Source organism: Gelidibacter sp., assembly GCF_039916245.1.
In the GTDB taxonomy this organism is placed as follows: domain Bacteria; phylum Bacteroidota; class Bacteroidia; order Flavobacteriales; family Flavobacteriaceae; genus Gelidibacter.
This window is the reverse complement of sequence record NZ_JBDSLS010000136.1, coordinates 14,790-32,822: the sequence shown is the minus strand read 5'-3', so window position 1 is coordinate 32,822 and position 18,033 is coordinate 14,790. Positions and strand designations below refer to the sequence as shown.

The window sequence follows — 18,033 nt, the reverse complement described above, 5'->3', positions numbered from 1 at the left end:
TCAGCGACTTTCTGCTGTACTGTTGCAATCCAATAGGATATGAAAACAATGTCGCATTCTTAAAATTCGAGAAACAAGACCGTAAATGTTCCTTTAATTCTGCTTCAGCATCGTAATAAAAATAGCGTCCTGTATTCGTTGATTTTATAATACGTTCCACATCGGAATCTTCAGGCCCTACAGAAATAATAGGTGTTTCTGCCACCATATACTCAAATAATTTTCCAGGGATAATAGCTTTGGTGTCCTCAGAATCAATTTCAATCAACAACAATAGTCGTGACTGACGTTGGTACATCAAGGCCTCTTTGTGATTGACATAACCGAAAATATTGATATTCTTTTCTGGAATAAACCGATGGATATCATTGAGAACATCGTCACTTACCACTCCAATCAATCTTAAGACGAACTCCTGACTAAAATCTTCATTTTCTTGGATAAGTTCGCCCAACACTTTCCATAATAGCTTTGGATTACGTTCAGACAATAAGGATCCAATATGTGCCACAGAAAAGTTTTCATCCTTAGTTACCTTTGGAAGTTGCTGATAGTCGTAGCCATTGGTAATTATGCTAATGGATTGCTTCGATTTTGTGGCAAATTCTTTTTTTGTATTTTCACTCGTTACAATAATATGATCTGCAGTTGTAAGCACTTTGACTTCCAAATCCTCATGCTTTTTGGCTGCATTGGCACTCAATTTCAGTTTTTTGTGATAGCCAATAGTCGTCCATGGATCTCTAAAATCAGCAATCCATTTAATCCCTAATTGCGCTTTTAAATGTAAACCAATCAAATGCAGGCTGTGCGGCGGTCCTGTAGTAATGACAATTTTTATATTTTCCTTTTGAATATACTCCGACAAATAACGGACCGAAGGTTTTACCCAAGCCTTTCGAGCATCTGGAATAAAATAATTTCCTCTGACATAGAGCATCAGTTGCTGAATGAGACTTTGTTTCTGTTCCTTCGGAATAACCCCAGAACTAATGGTTTTAGATGATTTTTTAGATAAAAACTCAGCGAATCTATAAGGTTCCTTGATAGGTTGCTTCAAAATGGTAACATCCTTAGGAACCTCAGTCATCAAGGTGTCATCAAGCATTGGATAACTCGGGTTTTCAGGAACATAAACGACGGGATGAATCCCATAATTTGGAAGATATTTCACGAATTTCAACCAACGCTGCACTCCAGGACCTCCCGCAGGTGGCCAGTAATACGTGATGATGAGTACTTTTTTTTGCATAATATTATTCCCACGAAAGTGGAAATCCTTTAGAATCAGAGAAACTAATCTTATTAATCTAAGTCAGATGTGGTTTATATTCAGATTCCAATTAATCGATAATTTCATCGTTTGATTTACGAGATTCCTGCCTTCGCAGAAATATGACGCCTCCAATAACTAATAAACCAAACAGAATAGAACTCGCCAATGCAATCGTACTTCCTGTTTCGATAACCTGCGGCTCAAATTTAAACTCAATCGTATGTTGTCCTTTTGGAATTGGCATACCTCTCAGTACATAATCCACACGGTAATGTGGTTGTAACTTTCCATCAATATAGGCATTCCATCCATCAGCGTAATAAATTTCTGAAAAGACAGCAAATCCATCATTACTATTGTTAGAGCTATACTTTAAGTAATTGGGTTGGTATTCTGAAATAGTAATCGTTGCAGTCGAGTCCGTTTTAAAAATCGTAGTAGCCAAATCTTGTGTTGTAACCGCTTTTATCTTGGTGTCCAAACTATCTAAAGCTGTCATTTCTTCATTGGCGGAGTTGACCTTTTCAATTTCGGAAACAAACCACGCGTTGCCGTTGGCATCAGCGTTTTTGATTGAAACTGGGTTGTTGTCTTTATTTAATTGTATGAAATATTTCGCATTCAACATATTTATAACTTCAAAATTATTTCTCTCTAATTGATAGCTAAACAATTCTTGAATACGTCTTGGTTTTGCTGCATGATAACCACCAATAGAATTATGAAAAAAGGAAGCCTGTGCGCTATTAATCGGATTAACGGTTAGATCTAAAACCCTATAATGTGAAACATCCTTTAAAATCTCAACATCCGCATCTGACTTAGGAAATGGATTATTAATTTGTAGTTTTGATACAAACTTATCCTTATCATTTGGATTCACATATCGAAGATCAACACTCACCAAATCAAAAAGAATCAAAACCGCAAATACAATAATGAGCGCATTTTGAGACAGTTTTTTCTTTAAAAACAGCCAGATTCCGCTTGCAGAAAGTAGCACGAGTATGAGTGTACGAAGTGTATCAGAGGTAAACATTGATTTTCGATCTGCTCTTAAAGCGTCTATAAAACTTTGACCATATTCGCCCCATCCTTGCTTATATTGGCCATCTCGCATACCAACAAAATCAAAGGACCCTTTAAATAGCAAAAAGAAGATGGCAACACCTCCGGTAATTGCAGTAGCAATTTTTAAGGCTCTCAGTTTCTCTTCCCCTTTTTCGAAATCATTGAACAAGCGCACTAACCCGAAAATCGCAAGTATAGGAATACAAAGCTCCAAAATTACCTGAATGGAAGTTACCGCCCTAAACTTGTTATACATCGGCACGTAATCGATAAAGAAATCAGTTAAAAACCCTAGATTCTTTCCGTAGGATAATAGTAAGGACATGATCGTGCCACCTACTAGCCACCATTTCAATCGGCCTTTCACCATAAAAAGTCCAAAGACAAAAAGAAACAACACTACGGCACCAACATAGGCTGGAGCTTCAACAATAGGCTGTTTCCCCCAATAGGTTGGGATGTGTTTAACTTCACGTAAGGCCTCCACAGGACTTGCACCAACTGAAGTATAAAATTTATACATTTCTGAGTCCTTACCTACATCTTCGCCATTCCCACCACCTAGAAGTCGGGGAATAAAAAGATTGAAGGTCTCCAAAAATCCGTAACTATATTCTGTAATATAATCTTTATCTAAACCAGAAGTGACATCCTTTGGAGACCCATCAGAATTAATGGTCAATTCACTCTTGCCACGAGTACTTTCTTTGACATACTCTTGGGTAGCCATAATGTTAGTTGCATTCAATCCGATAGCTAGGAGAACCGCAAAAAACATAATCCCTACCGATTTAAAAAAATGTGGTAAGAGCTTCTTTTTATAAGCGTCGAAAAGGTAAACCGCCCCTAAAATCAACACTAACAAAAACAAATAATAAGTCATTTGATAGTGGTTAGCACTTAACTCAAGCGCCATGGCAACTGTGGTTAGCAAAAACCCGAAGATATATTTCTTTTGAAAGACGAGCAGAATCCCGCTCAAGACTAAAGGCATATAAGCAATAGCGTGCGCTTTACTATTATGACCGACCCCCAAAATAATAATAAGATAGGTAGAAAAACCAAAGGCTAAAGCACCAAGTGCCGCCAGTTTAAAATCGACTTTGAGCGTTAACAATAGGATATAAAATCCCATAAAATAAAGAAAAAGATAATCTGCCGGTCTTGGCAGAAAACGCAGTGCAGTATCTAATTTCTTGATATAGTTGTGAGGATATTTCGCTCCTAACTGATAGGTAGGCATACCACCGAACGCACTGTTGGTCCAATAGGTTTCCTCGCCAGTTGCTGCTCTAAAATCGGATTGCTGTTTGGACATCCCGATATAATGCATGATATCACTTTGGAAAATCTGCTTTCCACTCAACACAGGATTGAAATAAGCCAATGAGAGTGCAATAAAACCAACGACTATTAAAAGATGTGGGAGGAACTTTTTGAATGACAATGCCATGAAGAATTGAGGTTGTTTAATTGTGGCAAATTAATCAATTTCTTCGTAATCGACGTACTCGCCTACTTTTTTATTGGAAGATTGGTGCTGTTGTGGCATTTTGTCTATAACGGTCTCACCTTCTTTAGGACGGTTTCTGTCTGGTTGTTGCTGCTGTTGAAACTGTCCTCCAAAACGTTCTTCTACCTTTTTTGACACATAACGCAGAAAATAAGGTGCAAAAATCCGTGTAAGAATTTTTGCCCCATACCATACCAATAAAATAATCAAAATGGTTCTTAAAAAACCAGTAAAGGATGCCATTTGCATGATGAAATTAAATTTTTTCCAAAAATACAATTCTTGGTCTTGAAAAACGGTTATAATTACTTAAATAATACATAAAATATCCATGTTTAGGGCGGTTGAACAGTTACGATGGACTGATTCGTCTATTTCAAGCTCCTGCTTTCAAATGATTAAAATCAATTCAAAACCAAAAAAAATATGTAGTTTTGAACCAAATAATTACGAAAATGAAACCTATCAAATTTTACATAGTCTTTTTAATTTTCAGTGCCAGCCAATTCGCTTTTAGTCAATATACGGAGGTCATTAATTCCAATAGACCAGGGGTATCCCAAAGTGCTTTTTCGGTGGGAACCAATGTTATTCAATTTGAAGCGGGACCCTATTTTGAGAAGGAAAAACACACGCCTTTAAAATATGACGTTTCTGGCTTTGGGGTTGATTTCGGTGCACGTTACGGTCTGCTTTTTGAAGATCTTGAAATCAACGTACAAGGTACTTACCAAAATGATACCTATACTTCAAATGCCTCCTCTATTCCTCTAGAAAATAAACGGGCTAACTTTAAAAACCTTACTGTGGGTGCAAAGTATATGATTTATGATCCTTACCGGAATGCAAAAGAAGAAAAACCAAATTTATACAGCTGGAAAGCTAACCGACAATTCAAATGGAAATCCTTGATTCCTGCAGTAGCGGTTTATGCAGGTGCTAATTTTGACACTAAAAACAATCCTTACACTGGTCCAGGAATTGAAGGTTTCAGTCCAAAAATAGCCGTGATATCTCAAAACAATTTTGCAGGCGGTTGGGTATTTGTCATTAATTTGATCAAAGATCGCATAGGTACTGATTATTCAGATTTCCAATACATATTTACCTTAACCCATTCTTTAAATGAACATTGGGTTGTTTTTGGAGAAACCCAAGGTATCCAAAGTGATTTTTATGCAGATAACCTATTCCGCTTTGGTGGCGCTTATCTATGGAACAAAAATTTTCAACTGGACACTGCTCTAACATTTAATACTAAGGATACCCCTTCTGTTTTTGGAGTTAATTTCGGAATGTCCTACCGCTTGGATTTTCATAAGGACAAAGTTATTGACAACGGTAGTCCCGCTGATGACGAGTTAAGACTTCAAGAGCGAAAAATTCAGAAACAAAAAGAAATTGATTTTGAGAAAAATAAAAAATCAAAAAAAAAGAGCAAATTATAAGACTACTTTATGATTACAATTAAAGAAGTGCATTCCCCTAAGGACTTAAAGACCTTTGTTAAATTTCCTTTTCAGCTTTATAAAGATTGTGACAAATGGGTGCCGCCCATAATCAAACAAGAATTGGATACGTTCAATAAAAAGAAAAATCCAATATTTAATGACGCTGAGGCTACATTCTTTTTGGCCTATAAAAACAATGAGGTCGTTGGCAGAGTCGCCGCAATTATCAATTGGCTAGAGGTCAATCAGCAAAAACAAAAGAAGATGCGTTTTGGTTGGTTTGATGTGATTGATGATGTGGAAGTCACCAAAGCCTTATTGTCGAAAGTTCATGAAATCGGTAAAGCAAATGACCTGGATTATGTCGAAGGTCCTGTAGGGTTTTCAAATTTGGATAAAGTGGGGCTATTGACTGAAGGCTATGAATTTGTCGGGAGCATGATTACTTGGTACAATTATCCGTATTATGTCGATCACTTTAGGGAATTAGGCTATACAGACGAAAAACTATATTCTGAAAGTCATTTTCCATTTTCCAATGTCAAACCAGAATTCTTCCTTAAAGCACAAGAACTGATCAAAAAACGTTATCAACTAAGACCCTTAAAGTTTACCAAAACTGAAGAAGTGATGCCGCATGTTGATAAAATGTTTGATCTTTTTAATAAATCCTACGCGTCTTTATCTTCTTTTGTTGCAATTACAGATATCCAAAAGGAATATTTTAAAAAGAAATTCATCAGTTTCGTAAATCCAGAATACATCAAGTTTGTAGTTGATAAAGATGATAATTTGATAGCCTTTGCAATTGTCATGCCTTCATTTGCGAGAGCTTTACAGAAAACAAATGGCAAATTATTTCCATTTGGCTTCAGACATATCTTACATGCCAAGAAACACAGTAAAGACGTTCTATTTTATTTGATTGGGGTGCTTCCCGAGTACCAGAACAAAGGAGTGACTGCAATAATTTTCAATGAATATTATGATGAATTTACCAAGAAAGGGATCCAAAACTGTGCTAGGACTCCAGAGTTGGAAGACAATCTAGCCATTCATCAAATTTGGAAACATTTTAAACCTGAAGTTTTTAAGAGACGAAAAACAGTGAAGAAGGATATCTCCTAATTGAAATTACAAAACTTAAAATTCCAAATACCAAAAGCTGTATCACAGAAATTCGCTGAGAACACATTGAGCTTTACAGAGAAAAGCTTGATGGACTTCTTCAGATTTAAAAACCATCTCCCATAATTTGATTTTTAAAAACCTCGAAGGTCATTTGACGCTCGAGGTTTTTCTTTTTACAGTAAATTGAGATCTAATAAGATATTTTGGCGATTAATGTTATTTTATTAAATACAATTTAAAAGCACATTAAATGGTTTTTTGATAGTTTAACTCTGAAAACCTCCAAGATAACTTAAAATATTTGTGAAAATATTATTATTATAATTCACAATATTAGTTGTAATTTACCCTTCAAATTATTCTCTTAATATTTTTATTTGTGTAACTAAATCAAAGAATTCCATGGGAAAAAACTATTTTAATTTTTCTGAAACTAACCCAAGCTAATTCTTCAGCCCTAAATCGGAAGCGTATCGTTTAATACCACAACTAAAAGAAGCGAAAGCGGAAATCATATTACATGCGACGATGGCACGAAATGGTGGAGATATGGCAAATATGACCAGAGAAAGCGCCGCCATATTGACTGCGGCAGGTATTCCTGTAAGTATTGAAGGTGGATATGAAGCTTACGTACCAAAAACAAGAATTGTTTTATTTGAGGCAGGTCAAGCTGTGGTACATGGACTTTCTTTTGATGAGGCTCTAAAAACGATTACTTTAAATCCCGCTAAATTATTAGGAATTGATACCCGCGTTGGAAGTATCGAAAAAGGTAAAGATGCTGATTTAGTTCTTTTTGATGGAGATCCTTTTGAATATTTAACAAAAGTGAAAATGGTTTTTATTGATGGTGAAATGGTGGCAGAAAACGATTAGACTTTTGCAATCATGCTATCGATTCGAACTGAATAGCTTTATTTAAAACTTTAAAATCCCTGTCTGTCCTCATGCTCACGGGGATTTTTTTCCTTATAATATTTAATTTAACCTTAGTCTATGAATAATCAGCACATTTCCGGAATAATAAAGCAGTTTCAGCAGTATAAATCTACTGGCGACAAAACTATGACCCAACTTTCATTTGAGGATATCAACTATCAGCCCAATGAAGATTCCAACAGTATTTCGATTATTGTAAAACATTTGGTTGGGAATATGTTGAGCCGTTCGACGAATTTTTTAACAGAAGACGGCGAAAAAGAATGGCGCCAACGTGATCAGGAATTTGAAGCATCCTATAGGACTAAAGAGGAGCTGTTAGCCAATTGGGAAAAAGGCTGGAACTGTTTGTTTGATGCGATTTCTCCTTTAAAAGAGGAGGATCTCAATAAAATCATATATATCAGAAAAGAATCCTTTACGGTATCGGACGCCCTAATTAAACAATTGGCGCACTACGCCTACCATATTGGACAAATGGCTTATGTTGGCAAAATGCTTAAGGGCGATCAATGGATTTCTTTATCCATCCCTAAACGAAAAAATCTTTAACTGAGATTTCGATATTTAAATCGGTCATTCGAAAATGCAGGATGAATTTGAACTTGAAGTCGAAGTTGCCTGCCCGTCCACAACTTTAACGAAGGCGCGAAATTGAAGTTGCTCGACAATAGCTTTTGTGGCGACGGAAAATTCAAATCATCTCCCCACCTCCCAACTCCACAACTCACAACTTCACAACCAACATCTCCGCACAATTCACGGCATAAAAACTATTCACTTTTTGATTTTTCTAATTTGCTATTTAAAATTTACTTTTTGTACCTTCGTAGCTTATAATCACGATTAAAAAATTCTCATGAGTAAATACGATATCATTGTTCTTGGAAGTGGTCCTGGTGGCTACGTTACTGCTATTAGAGCATCACAATTAGGTTTCAAAACTGCAATTATTGAAAAAGAAAGTCTTGGTGGGGTTTGTTTAAATTGGGGCTGTATCCCAACGAAAGCCTTGTTGAAATCGGCAGAGGTTTTCGAATATCTTAAACATGCTGAAAACTATGGTCTTTCTGTAAAAGAAGCGGACAGAGATTTTTCAGCAGTTGTAAAACGAAGCCGCGATGTTGCCGGTGGCATGAGCAAAGGTGTTCAGTTTTTGCTAAGGAAAAATAAAATTGACGTCATTGAAGGTTTTGGAAAACTTAAACCTGGAAAGAAAGTTGATGTTGATGGTAAAGAATATAGTGCAGATCATATTATTATTGCAACTGGCGCACGATCAAGAGAACTGCCAAGCTTAAAACAAGACGGCAAAAAAGTGATTGGCTACAGAGAAGCGATGACTTTAAAAGAGCAACCTAAAAAGATGATTGTCGTAGGTTCTGGCGCTATTGGTGTTGAGTTTGCCTATTTTTATAAATCGATGGGAACTGATGTGACCATTGTTGAATTTTTACCAAATGTGGTACCTGTTGAAGATGAAGAGGTTTCAAAACAATTGGAAAAATCGTTTAAGAAAATTGGAATCAATATCATGACTTCTTCTGAAGTTACTAAAGTAGATACTTCTGGAGCAGGTGTTGTTGCAACTATAAAAACTGCCAAAGGAGAAGAGACTCTTGAAGCAGATATCATTCTTTCGGCTGTAGGTATCAAATCTAATATTGAAAATATTGGATTGGAAGAAGTAGGCATTGCAGTTGACCGAGATAAAATTTTAGTCAATAGCTATTACCAAACCAATATCCCAGGCTATTATGCTATTGGTGATGTTGTACCTGGACAGGCGCTTGCTCACGTCGCTTCCGCAGAAGGTATCTTATGTGTAGAAAAAATTGCAGGACAAAATGTTGAGGCTTTGGACTATGGGAATATTCCTGGTTGTACCTATGCCACTCCTGAGATTGCAAGTGTTGGAATGACCGAAAAAGAAGCCAAAGAAAAAGGTTACGATATTAAAGTCGGTAAATTCCCTTTCTCTGCCTCAGGTAAAGCCAGTGCATCTGGAGCTACAGATGGTTTTGTAAAAGTGATCTTTGATGCTAAATATGGCGAATGGTTAGGCTGCCACATGATTGGTGCAGGTGTAACTGATATGATTGCTGAAGCCGTTTTAGGACGTAAATTAGAGACTACAGGACATGAAGTGTTGAAAACTGTACATCCGCATCCAACGATGAGTGAAGCGGTCATGGAAGCAGTTGCTGCGGCTTATGGCGAAGTGATTCATTTATAAGCTGGGGGAGTTAGAAGTACGAAGCTCGAAGTTCAAAGTAAAATAATAAAAAAGCGATTCAATATTTGAATCGCTTTTTTTATGCTATTGGAATTTGGGTTTTGAATATTTTGTAATTTCTTTTAAATTTTTAATCCCAACCCGAAAAACAAACCATTTGGTGCCAATTCATCAATACCTAAGGCAAATTTGATGTGAACATCTAAAGCCTGTGTGAGTTCATAGCTGGAACTAAGGTCTGCACCAATCTTCAGTTTGTTATTGTAAAAATCAAAAAAATAGTTCACACTTGGCCCTGCCATGAAGTGCAATCTATTAGCAACTTCATATTTCGCATAAATGGGCACATTCAAAAAATTGAAATCACCCACTGAAATATATAAAACTTCAGGCTGAACACTCAAAAAATCATCAATTGGGAATTCTACAAACACCCCGCCATAAAATCCAGTTTCAGAAGTTACATAAACACCCAAATTCTGCTGATCCACAGTAAAAAAAGTCTTATTCAAGCCACCTTTCACTCCAAATCTAGTGTCAACATTTTGAGCACTGAGTACAAACGAAGATATTATATGGAATAGGGCTAAAATGATAATTTTACAAGTCATATCTAAGCATTCAAAAAGCTTTGGATGGCCAATTCATAACTCTGCAATCCAAATCCAACGATCACACCTTTTGCATTTGCCGCAATATAGGAATGATGTCTAAAATCTTCGCGAGCAAAAGTATTCGAAATATGTACTTCCACTACCGGCGTTGTGATCGCCTTTACCGCATCTCCAATCCCCACCGAAGTATGCGTATAAGCGGCAGCATTCAAAATAATGCCATCATAACTGAAACCAACTTCCTGAATTTTTGAAATCAGTTCGCCTTCAATATTAGATTGGAAATGATCAATTGCAACATGAGGATATTTGGCTTTTATTTCTTCTAAAAATCCAGTTAAAGAGAGACTTCCGTAAACTTCGGGCTCTCGGGTGCCCAATAAATTCAAGTTTGGGCCATTTATGATGATCAGTTTTTTCATGATATAAAAGTATAAAAATATAAACGCATAAAAAAACCACCAAGCATGTTGGTGGTTTTAGTATATAAAGTGAGGTGTTTAATTTTATAATTTAAACAACAAACCAAATTGTGCAGTGTCAAAAAAGTTATTGAACACGTTGATGTTTCCGTTAAAACCTGAAACTGCTTTACCACCATCAACTTTAGCAGATGAATATGACAATACATCAGCAAGACCAAAAGAAATAGCGATATTTTCAGTTACGAAATAGTTAATGCCCAAATTAAGGCCTGCACCAAAGCCATCGGCTTTAACGTCAGTGATCTTATTTTTGCTGGATGCATAACCAAGATCAAGTTCTGTATAAGTCTTAAAACGCTTACCTAAATCTAAAAAGTAGTAACGTGCAAAAACTCCAGCACCAAATGACTTGTTATCGCTCACATCAGTTCCTCTAACTTCAGTGGTTGCAGAGTTGTATGATCCTTGTACTCCTACTGCAAAATCTTCAGTTAAAAAATAGCCAACTTTAGGATTAATTGAGAATCCGTTCGTTTTTGTGTCAGTGTTTTTGTTATTTGTACTGTTGAATCCAAGACCACCTTCTAAAATAATCCCGCCTTCTTCAAAACCATAAGTAGTTTCTGCTTCTTGAGCATTGACATTTGATAATCCAAAAACTGCAATTGCAGCCATAATCATTACTTTTTTCATTTTTGTTAATTTAAGTTATTAGTAAATTTGAAGGTGCAAAAGTAGCCCTATAATTACTTTTAAAAAAAGTAAAACTGAAGTATTTACTGATGTTTCAAGAGTTTTCACCGCATAAAAAAACCGAAGCGTCTAACTTCGGTTTGTATAATACTGATAGCGTTTCAGTTGTCGTTAAAATGAAAATCCAACACCAAATTGCCAAACAGCACTTTTAACATCTGCATCTCCAATAAGGAACGCGTCATCCTTAATAATACTGGTTAATCCAAGATTATAGCGTGCTGAAAGCGAAAAACCATTGTCAAATTTATACCCTGCTCCTAGCGCCAAGTTGGTATCAAAATTTTTGATCACAGAATCATCTGGATCTACTTCAACCGTGCCCATCGCTCCAGAATCATAGTCAACTTCTTCCTTTACTTTAAATCCGAATTGTGGACCTGCTTCTGCATAAAGACCTTTTATAAGATATACTTTAGCCATTAAAGGAACTTGAATGTAATCCAATTTATATTCGGCCTTATCATTCAAATTAAATCCTTGACCTGAATACAAAACCTCTGGTTGAAAAGAGAAACGCTCACTGATTGGGATTTCCAAAAATAATCCCAAATGGAAACTTGTTCTGGAATCGAGATCTCCAACATCGTCTCCCGTAATATTAGAAAGATTGACACCACCTTTTACACCAAATTGCGTTGTGGTGTTGTCTGACTGCGCGTAAATGGAGGTGGCGCTTATAATAGTCACTAATGTTGCTAAAAATAAATTTTTCATAAATAAGTTTTTAAGTTATAATAAGTTATAATTTGATATACGTTAAGAAACGCCTTACAAGATTTCCTCTTAACAGAGTTTAACACCATTTATTGAATTTTAACGTTTCATTTACTAGATGGACTGTTTTGAAATTTATAAGACCATATCTATGAGGGCAAATATCTAGGCCTACCTCCTGCCATATTGACTTCAAACGCATTTTTTTTAACGGAAATGGTTAGTCTGTGTTGCCTCAAAAAATAGGTGACTTTTAAACTTCCATCATAAATACAATAATTACAATGTATAAACTTGCTTCCAGTTTATTTGTAATTGGTAATATTGCAGATTGCAAAGAAAAAATTATAACTTTCTTTAAAACCTAAAATCACAATTCATGAAATGGCATGATGCTCTGAATGATTATCAACTCTATCTGAAGATTGAACGGGGTTTGTCTCAAAATTCCATCGCCAACTACACTTTCGATATTAAGAAACTCATTAAATTTTTAGAAGAAAATGAAATGATCATCTCGCCAATTGAGATTGAGCACACCGCGTTACAACAGTTTATATATGAAACCTCTAAAAAAGTTAATGCCAGATCTCAAGCGCGGATCACCTCAGGGTTGCGAAGTTTTTTTGGATATTTAGTCTTTGAAGATTATAGAAAGATTAACCCGTTAGATCATATTGAATCGCCAAAAATTGGTCAAAAACTTCCAGATACCTTAAGTCTTGCCGAAATAGACAAACTCATTGGAGCAATCGAACTGACCAAGGAATATAACGGCGTCCGAATTGGAGAGCGCGATCGCACCATTTTGGAAACACTTTACAGTTGTGGTCTGCGCGTTAGCGAATTGACCAATCTCAAAATTTCCGATCTTTTCTTTGATGAAGGGTTTATTAAAGTTACTGGAAAAGGAGATAAACAACGCTTTGTTCCAATTGATGAGTCCACCCAAAAATACATTAGCATTTATAAAGATGAAGTCCGTTCAAAAATAAACGTTCAAAAAGAAGATAAAGACACCCTCTTTTTAAATCACAGAGGAAAACAGCTCACACGAGCCATGATTTTTACCATCATAAAAAGGCTCGCTGAAAAAATAGAGCTCAAAAAAACCATTTCCCCACATACGTTTAGGCATTCCTTTGCCACCCATTTATTGGAAAACGGCGCCGATTTGAGAGCCATTCAACTCATGTTGGGACACGAAAGTATAACCACTACTGAAATTTATATGCACGTGGATCGTTCACATTTAAGTGATGTGTTGAAAAGATTCCATCCAAGAAAATAATGCGTTTCAGCGATTAAACTTTCCAATTATCGCATTTTTTCTTATATTTCGCCCTTATACACATTTTTTACCCAACACTCTCTAAAGGGATGAACCCACCTACAAACAAACCGAATATCTCTCTTGCCAGTGAAGAGGATTTAAAAACTTATAAATACAAATATGCCTTAGACAATTCGTCTATAGGGATATGGGAATGGGATATGGTAAATAATAAAATGCATTATTCTGAAGCCTCAAAAATTATTCATGGTTACGAGAATTCAGAATTAGACTTGCTTAAAAGACACTGGAGAGAAGCCATACATCCCGAAGATTTGGAAAGCCTTCAAAAAGCTGTGGACGATCATATCCAAAATATTACCCCAGAATATAAAAGTGAACATCGTATTTTATACAAGGAAGGCTCTTATAAATGGGTTTTGGATTTTGGTAAAATTGTAGCTTTTGATGAATATAATGCACCTAAAACTTTCATTGGCACAACCATTGACATTACCCAAAGAAAAGAAGACGAAGAGCGCTTAAGACAAGATTTGAGTGTCATTAGCAATCAGAATAAAAAACTCGCCAATTTCGCGCATATTGTCTCCCATAATCTGAAAGAACACGCTGGAAATTTCGAGAGTCTTTTGAGCTTTTATAAAGAGGCAAATAATGAGGATTATAAAGATGAAATTGTCGATCTTTTAATGACCGTTTCTGATTCTCTGACCAAAACTATTGATAATCTTCGTGAGGTCGTTTCTAAACAATCTCAAGCAAAACTTGAAATCAAACCGTTAAGGCTTAACGATTATATCAACAAGGTTATTGATTTATTAGAATTGGATATCGTCGAAAAGAACGTTATTATAAAAAATAAGGTTAGTGATGCACTCGTGTTATATAGTAATGAAACCTATCTGGAAAGCATTATTTTAAATTTGGCTTCCAATGCGCTAAAGTATTCACATCCTGAAAGACAACCCGTCATTACAATTGATGCCTTTACCACCCCAACAAGCATAACAATTACGCTTGAAGACAATGGACTAGGGATTGATCTTGTAAAATATGGCCACGATATTTTTGGGCTCTACAAAACCTTTCACAACAATAGCAATGCTGAAGGTATTGGCCTTTATCTCACCAAAAACCAAATTGAAGCTCTTGGTGGCGAAATAACCGTGGAGAGTATTGTTGATGAAGGCACTAAGTTTATCATCACTATTGCGGAGAAGAAAAAAGACCAGAGCGTTTCAAAATCAGCCTATGTTTACAATAGTAGAAACTAATATTTTTTAATGATTTCTTCAAAATTTACTTCTCATTAGTGATGAGAGCATTCTTTCTTAAACCCTTTCACTTTCATTGTTAGACATTGATCCCAAATTCATAATGTACTATGTAACAGAGAATTGTGCCTCCTTCAGAAAATATGAGATAGGTGAAATAAAATTTTAAAATTCATTAAAAATTCCTAACTTTAACTATTCCCTATATAGTTTATTATAGCATTTAACAAATTTAACCCTATTGGCGTAAATTTAGGTGTACACCTGATGCCGATTTTAAACAAATGCTATGACTTCACCAGAATCGGGATTACAAAAGTTAAATCTAAACTCGACATTTGTGGACAATCTCAAATGGCAATTAGCACTGGAGTATTCCGACATTGGAATGTGGGAGTATGATGCCGTATCTGATCGGTTGTTCTTCTCAGAAGGTTCAAGAAAAATTATTGGAGTTTCAGAAACTTTTGTTGGTGCGGATACCAATTATTGGAATGAACGTGTACACCCCGATGATAGAATGAAATATCATCAAGATTTTCAAGACCATCTCAATGGATTAAAATCCATGTATGAAAATGAGCATCGGATACTATGTGAAAATGGCACTTACAAATGGATCCGTGATAGAGGCAAGATTGTAGAATGGGGGCCAAATAACGAGCCAAAAAGAATTATTGGCACACACACTGATATTACGACACAAAAACAAGATCAGGACACAATTAACGCCTCCTTAGCAATTGTTACTGAACACAACAACAAGCTAAAGAATTTTGCGCACATTGTTACGCACAATCTAAAACAGCATACGGCAAATTTTGAAAGTTTATTGGAGCTTTATGATGAAACCGAAACTCCCGATGAAAAGGAAGAAATAATGGCACATTTAAGGATGCTTTCCCATTCATTGACAAAAACCATTGTGAACCTTCACGATGTTGTACGTGAGCAAAACACGAAAACCAATCTCATTAAAAAGATCTTTATTACCGAAGAGATAAATAATATTTTAGAGGTTCTTAAGTTTGTTATTACTGAAAATAAAGCCACCGTCCATAATAAAATAAACGAAAAATTATTCCTTTATTATAACTACTCCTATTTCGAAAGCATCATTCAGAACCTCTTGTCTAATGCCATAAAATACAAACATCCAGACAGAGATCCCGTAATCACCATTGATTGTGCTTATGACAAACAGGAATTTAAACTTATCATTTCAGATAACGGCATCGGTATTGATCTGGATAAATACGGTAATGACATTTTTGGATTGTATAAAACCTTTCATCATAATAGAGATGCAGAAGGCATTGGTCTCTATTTAATAAAAAATCAAATTGAAAGTTTTGGTGGCCAAATTACGGTAGAGAGCACTATAAATGAGGGCACTACTTTTACGATTTATGTCAAAAACAAAAAAGTCTGACATTTGCCAGACTTTTTTATTTTCCATTAAAAGCGGTGTTTATTTCGCAATATTAACCGCTCTTGTTTCTCGTATTACGGTTACTTTAACCTGTCCTGGATACGTCATATCTGTTTGTATTTTCTGAGAAATCTCAAACGATAAATTAGCCGCCTGTTCGTCAGAAACACGATCACTCTCTACCAATACTCTCAATTCACGTCCTGCCTGAATAGCATAAGCTTTATTCACGCCATTAAATCCAAACGCAACATCTTCCAAGTCTTTTAAACGTTGGATATAAGAATCTAAAACCTGACGTCTTGCACCTGGTCTTGCTCCTGAAATAGCATCACATACCTGAACGATTGGCGCCAATAAAGTGGTCATTTCAATTTCGTCGTGATGCGCTCCAATGGCGTTACAAACTTCTGGTTTTTCACCATATTTTTCAGCCCATTGCATACCTAAAATAGCGTGTGGCGTTTCCATATCGGCTTCTGAATCTGGCACTTTGCCAATATCATGAAGTAATCCAGCACGTTTGGCGACTTTAGCATTTAACCCCAGTTCCGCAGCCATCACGCCACAAAGTTTAGCAACTTCACGTGAATGCTGTAATAAGTTTTGACCATAAGAAGAACGGTATTTCATACGTCCCACCAATTTAATCAACTCAGGATGCAGTCCATGAATTCCCAAATCAATTACGGTACGTTTACCAACTTCAATAATCTCTTGTTCTATTTGCTTTTTAGTTTTTTCGACAACCTCTTCAATTTTAGCTGGATGGATTCTTCCATCCGTCACTAATTTATGAAGCGATAAACGTGCAACTTCACGTCTTACAGAATCAAAGCACGAAAGAATAATGGCTTCCGGGGTATCATCTACAATGATTTCAACACCTGTAGCCGCTTCTATCGCACGAATATTTCGACCTTCACGTCCAATAATACGACCTTTAACATCATCGGATTCAATATTAAATACAGAAACACAGTTATCAATCGCTTCTTCCGTACCAATACGCTGAATGGTATTTATAATGATTTTCTTAGCTTCTTGCTGTGCCGTAAGTTTTGCCTCTTCCAAGGTATCCTGAATGTAGGCCATGGCATCAGACTTAGCTTCATTTTTAAGTGAATCTACCAGCTGTGCTTTAGCATCTTCAGCAGACAATCCCGAAATAACTTCAAGTTGTTTTACTTGGTTTTTATGAGCCTTGTCAACTTCATCTTTCTTCTTTTCTAAAAACTCCAAGCGAAAATCGTAATCCTTGATTTTCTCTTCTATTTCTTGAGATAATTTCTTGTTTTTAGCCAATTCATTAGACACTTGAGATTCTTTGTCACGCGTTCTCTTTTCAGCTTCGGCTATTTTTCTATCACGGGATAGAATAGTTTTCTCGTGCTCAGATTTCAACTCAATGAATTTCTCTTTGGCTTGCAGAAGCTTATCTTTTTTTGTGGTTTCACCTTCTGAATTCGCTTGTCTTATAATGGAATTCGCTTCCTCCTTTGCATTTTGAATAAGTTTAGAAGCATTGCTTCTTTCCAGTGTTTTTGCTACAATATATCCTAGTATTACGCCTAATACTACGCCACCAACAATTAATAAAATTGTGTTCGTATCCATGTTTAGTTTAGTTTAAAAAAAATTGAAAAAATTCAAACATCCCATTAAAACGGGGCTGGCCTAATCACACACCTCTTTTAAAAGCTGTGAAATTTAACCAAAAAAAAAGCCTACATCAGTTTCGAATTTTGTATAAACCCCTTAAAAACAAGTATAGGGCTAACAAGCTGATCAAAAATCTGCTCAAGGCAGCTCATTTTTACAACTTAAACTCACCCTTTTTAAAGAATTAACGTTGAGTTTATCAAAAAAATTAACTAATGTAGGCAGTAACCTATTTATTTAAA

16 protein-coding genes and 1 other RNA gene are annotated in these 18,033 nt (G+C 35.9%); 8 read left to right on the top strand and 9 right to left on the bottom strand.

Going from position 1 to position 18,033, the window contains the following annotated elements:
- The 3 genes from ABIQ28_RS07100 to ABIQ28_RS07090 all read right to left on the bottom strand — a co-directional run.
- A partial coding sequence (locus tag ABIQ28_RS07100) for a glycosyltransferase (RefSeq protein ID WP_348036183.1) occupies positions 1 to 1,252 on the bottom strand: 1,252 nt, incomplete at its 3' end.
- A gap of 91 nt (positions 1,253 to 1,343) precedes the next feature.
- Positions 1,344 to 3,800 carry a YfhO family protein gene (locus tag ABIQ28_RS07095; RefSeq protein WP_348036181.1) on the bottom strand — a complete coding sequence of 819 codons (2,457 nt, stop codon included), beginning with the start codon at positions 3,798 to 3,800 and terminating at the stop codon, positions 1,344 to 1,346.
- A gap of 30 nt (positions 3,801 to 3,830) precedes the next feature.
- The gene (locus ABIQ28_RS07090) at positions 3,831 to 4,109 is read right to left on the bottom strand and encodes a DUF4834 family protein (RefSeq protein WP_348036180.1); all 279 of its coding nucleotides are present in this window, start codon (positions 4,107 to 4,109) and stop codon (positions 3,831 to 3,833) included.
- Positions 4,110 to 4,315: 206 nt separating this feature from the next.
- Here ABIQ28_RS07090 and ABIQ28_RS07085 point away from each other — a divergent pair, with 206 nt between their 5' ends.
- The 5 genes from ABIQ28_RS07085 (at position 4,316) to lpdA (ending at position 9,620) form a co-directional block, all read left to right on the top strand.
- Positions 4,316 to 5,308 (top strand): transporter, encoded by a 993-nt coding sequence (locus ABIQ28_RS07085; RefSeq protein ID WP_348036179.1) that lies wholly within the window; start codon positions 4,316 to 4,318, stop codon positions 5,306 to 5,308.
- A 9-nt stretch (positions 5,309 to 5,317) separates the two neighbouring features.
- Positions 5,318 to 6,439, top strand: a complete 1,122-nt coding sequence (locus tag ABIQ28_RS07080) for a GTP cyclohydrolase (protein ID WP_348036178.1) — start codon at positions 5,318 to 5,320, stop codon at positions 6,437 to 6,439.
- Positions 6,440 to 6,991: 552 nt separating this feature from the next.
- On the top strand, positions 6,992 to 7,321 hold the full coding sequence (locus ABIQ28_RS07075) for an amidohydrolase family protein (RefSeq protein WP_348036177.1): 330 nt from the start codon (positions 6,992 to 6,994) through the stop codon (positions 7,319 to 7,321).
- Between the two features lie 120 nt (positions 7,322 to 7,441).
- The gene (locus tag ABIQ28_RS07070; protein ID WP_348036176.1) at positions 7,442 to 7,936 is read left to right on the top strand and encodes a DUF1572 family protein; all 495 of its coding nucleotides are present in this window, start codon (positions 7,442 to 7,444) and stop codon (positions 7,934 to 7,936) included.
- A gap of 307 nt (positions 7,937 to 8,243) precedes the next feature.
- A complete protein-coding gene (gene lpdA, locus ABIQ28_RS07065; protein WP_348036175.1) occupies positions 8,244 to 9,620 on the top strand; it encodes a dihydrolipoyl dehydrogenase in 1,377 nt (458 codons plus the stop codon).
- A 122-nt stretch (positions 9,621 to 9,742) separates the two neighbouring features.
- On the opposite strand, the gene ABIQ28_RS07060 is transcribed toward lpdA, so the two are convergent.
- The 4 genes from ABIQ28_RS07060 to ABIQ28_RS07045 all read right to left on the bottom strand — a co-directional run bounded on the left by ABIQ28_RS07060 (position 9,743) and on the right by ABIQ28_RS07045 (position 12,129).
- A complete protein-coding gene (locus ABIQ28_RS07060) occupies positions 9,743 to 10,231 on the bottom strand; it encodes a hypothetical protein (RefSeq protein ID WP_348036174.1) in 489 nt (162 codons plus the stop codon).
- A 2-nt stretch (positions 10,232 to 10,233) separates the two neighbouring features.
- Positions 10,234 to 10,656 carry a type II 3-dehydroquinate dehydratase gene (gene aroQ, locus ABIQ28_RS07055; protein WP_348036173.1) on the bottom strand — a complete coding sequence of 141 codons (423 nt, stop codon included), beginning with the start codon at positions 10,654 to 10,656 and terminating at the stop codon, positions 10,234 to 10,236.
- 84 nt (positions 10,657 to 10,740) lie between these two features.
- Entirely contained in the window at positions 10,741 to 11,352 is a 612-nt protein-coding gene (locus ABIQ28_RS07050; RefSeq protein ID WP_348036172.1) for an outer membrane beta-barrel protein, read from the bottom strand.
- 171 nt (positions 11,353 to 11,523) lie between these two features.
- Positions 11,524 to 12,129, bottom strand: a complete 606-nt coding sequence (locus ABIQ28_RS07045) for a porin family protein (protein WP_348036171.1) — start codon at positions 12,127 to 12,129, stop codon at positions 11,524 to 11,526.
- 379 nt (positions 12,130 to 12,508) lie between these two features.
- Here ABIQ28_RS07045 and xerA point away from each other — a divergent pair, with 379 nt between their 5' ends.
- From xerA to ABIQ28_RS07030, 3 genes are all read left to right on the top strand, one after another.
- Complete coding sequence (xerA, locus tag ABIQ28_RS07040) at positions 12,509 to 13,420, top strand: site-specific tyrosine recombinase/integron integrase (RefSeq protein ID WP_348036170.1); 912 nt, start codon at positions 12,509 to 12,511, stop codon at positions 13,418 to 13,420.
- A gap of 89 nt (positions 13,421 to 13,509) precedes the next feature.
- Complete coding sequence (locus ABIQ28_RS07035; protein ID WP_348036169.1) at positions 13,510 to 14,697, top strand: PAS domain-containing sensor histidine kinase; 1,188 nt, start codon at positions 13,510 to 13,512, stop codon at positions 14,695 to 14,697.
- Positions 14,698 to 14,986: 289 nt separating this feature from the next.
- Positions 14,987 to 16,129: a PAS domain-containing sensor histidine kinase gene (locus ABIQ28_RS07030; protein WP_348036168.1), complete on the top strand. Its 1,143-nt coding sequence runs from the start codon at positions 14,987 to 14,989 to the stop codon at positions 16,127 to 16,129.
- A gap of 39 nt (positions 16,130 to 16,168) precedes the next feature.
- Here ABIQ28_RS07030 and rny read toward each other — a convergent pair whose 3' ends face one another.
- Positions 16,169 to 17,746 carry a ribonuclease Y gene (gene rny / locus ABIQ28_RS07025; protein WP_348036167.1) on the bottom strand — a complete coding sequence of 526 codons (1,578 nt, stop codon included), beginning with the start codon at positions 17,744 to 17,746 and terminating at the stop codon, positions 16,169 to 16,171.
- Positions 17,747 to 17,880: 134 nt separating this feature from the next.
- Positions 17,881 to 17,987: non-coding RNA, 6S RNA (gene ssrS, locus ABIQ28_RS07020), on the bottom strand.
- Positions 17,988 to 18,033 lie beyond the last annotated feature (46 nt).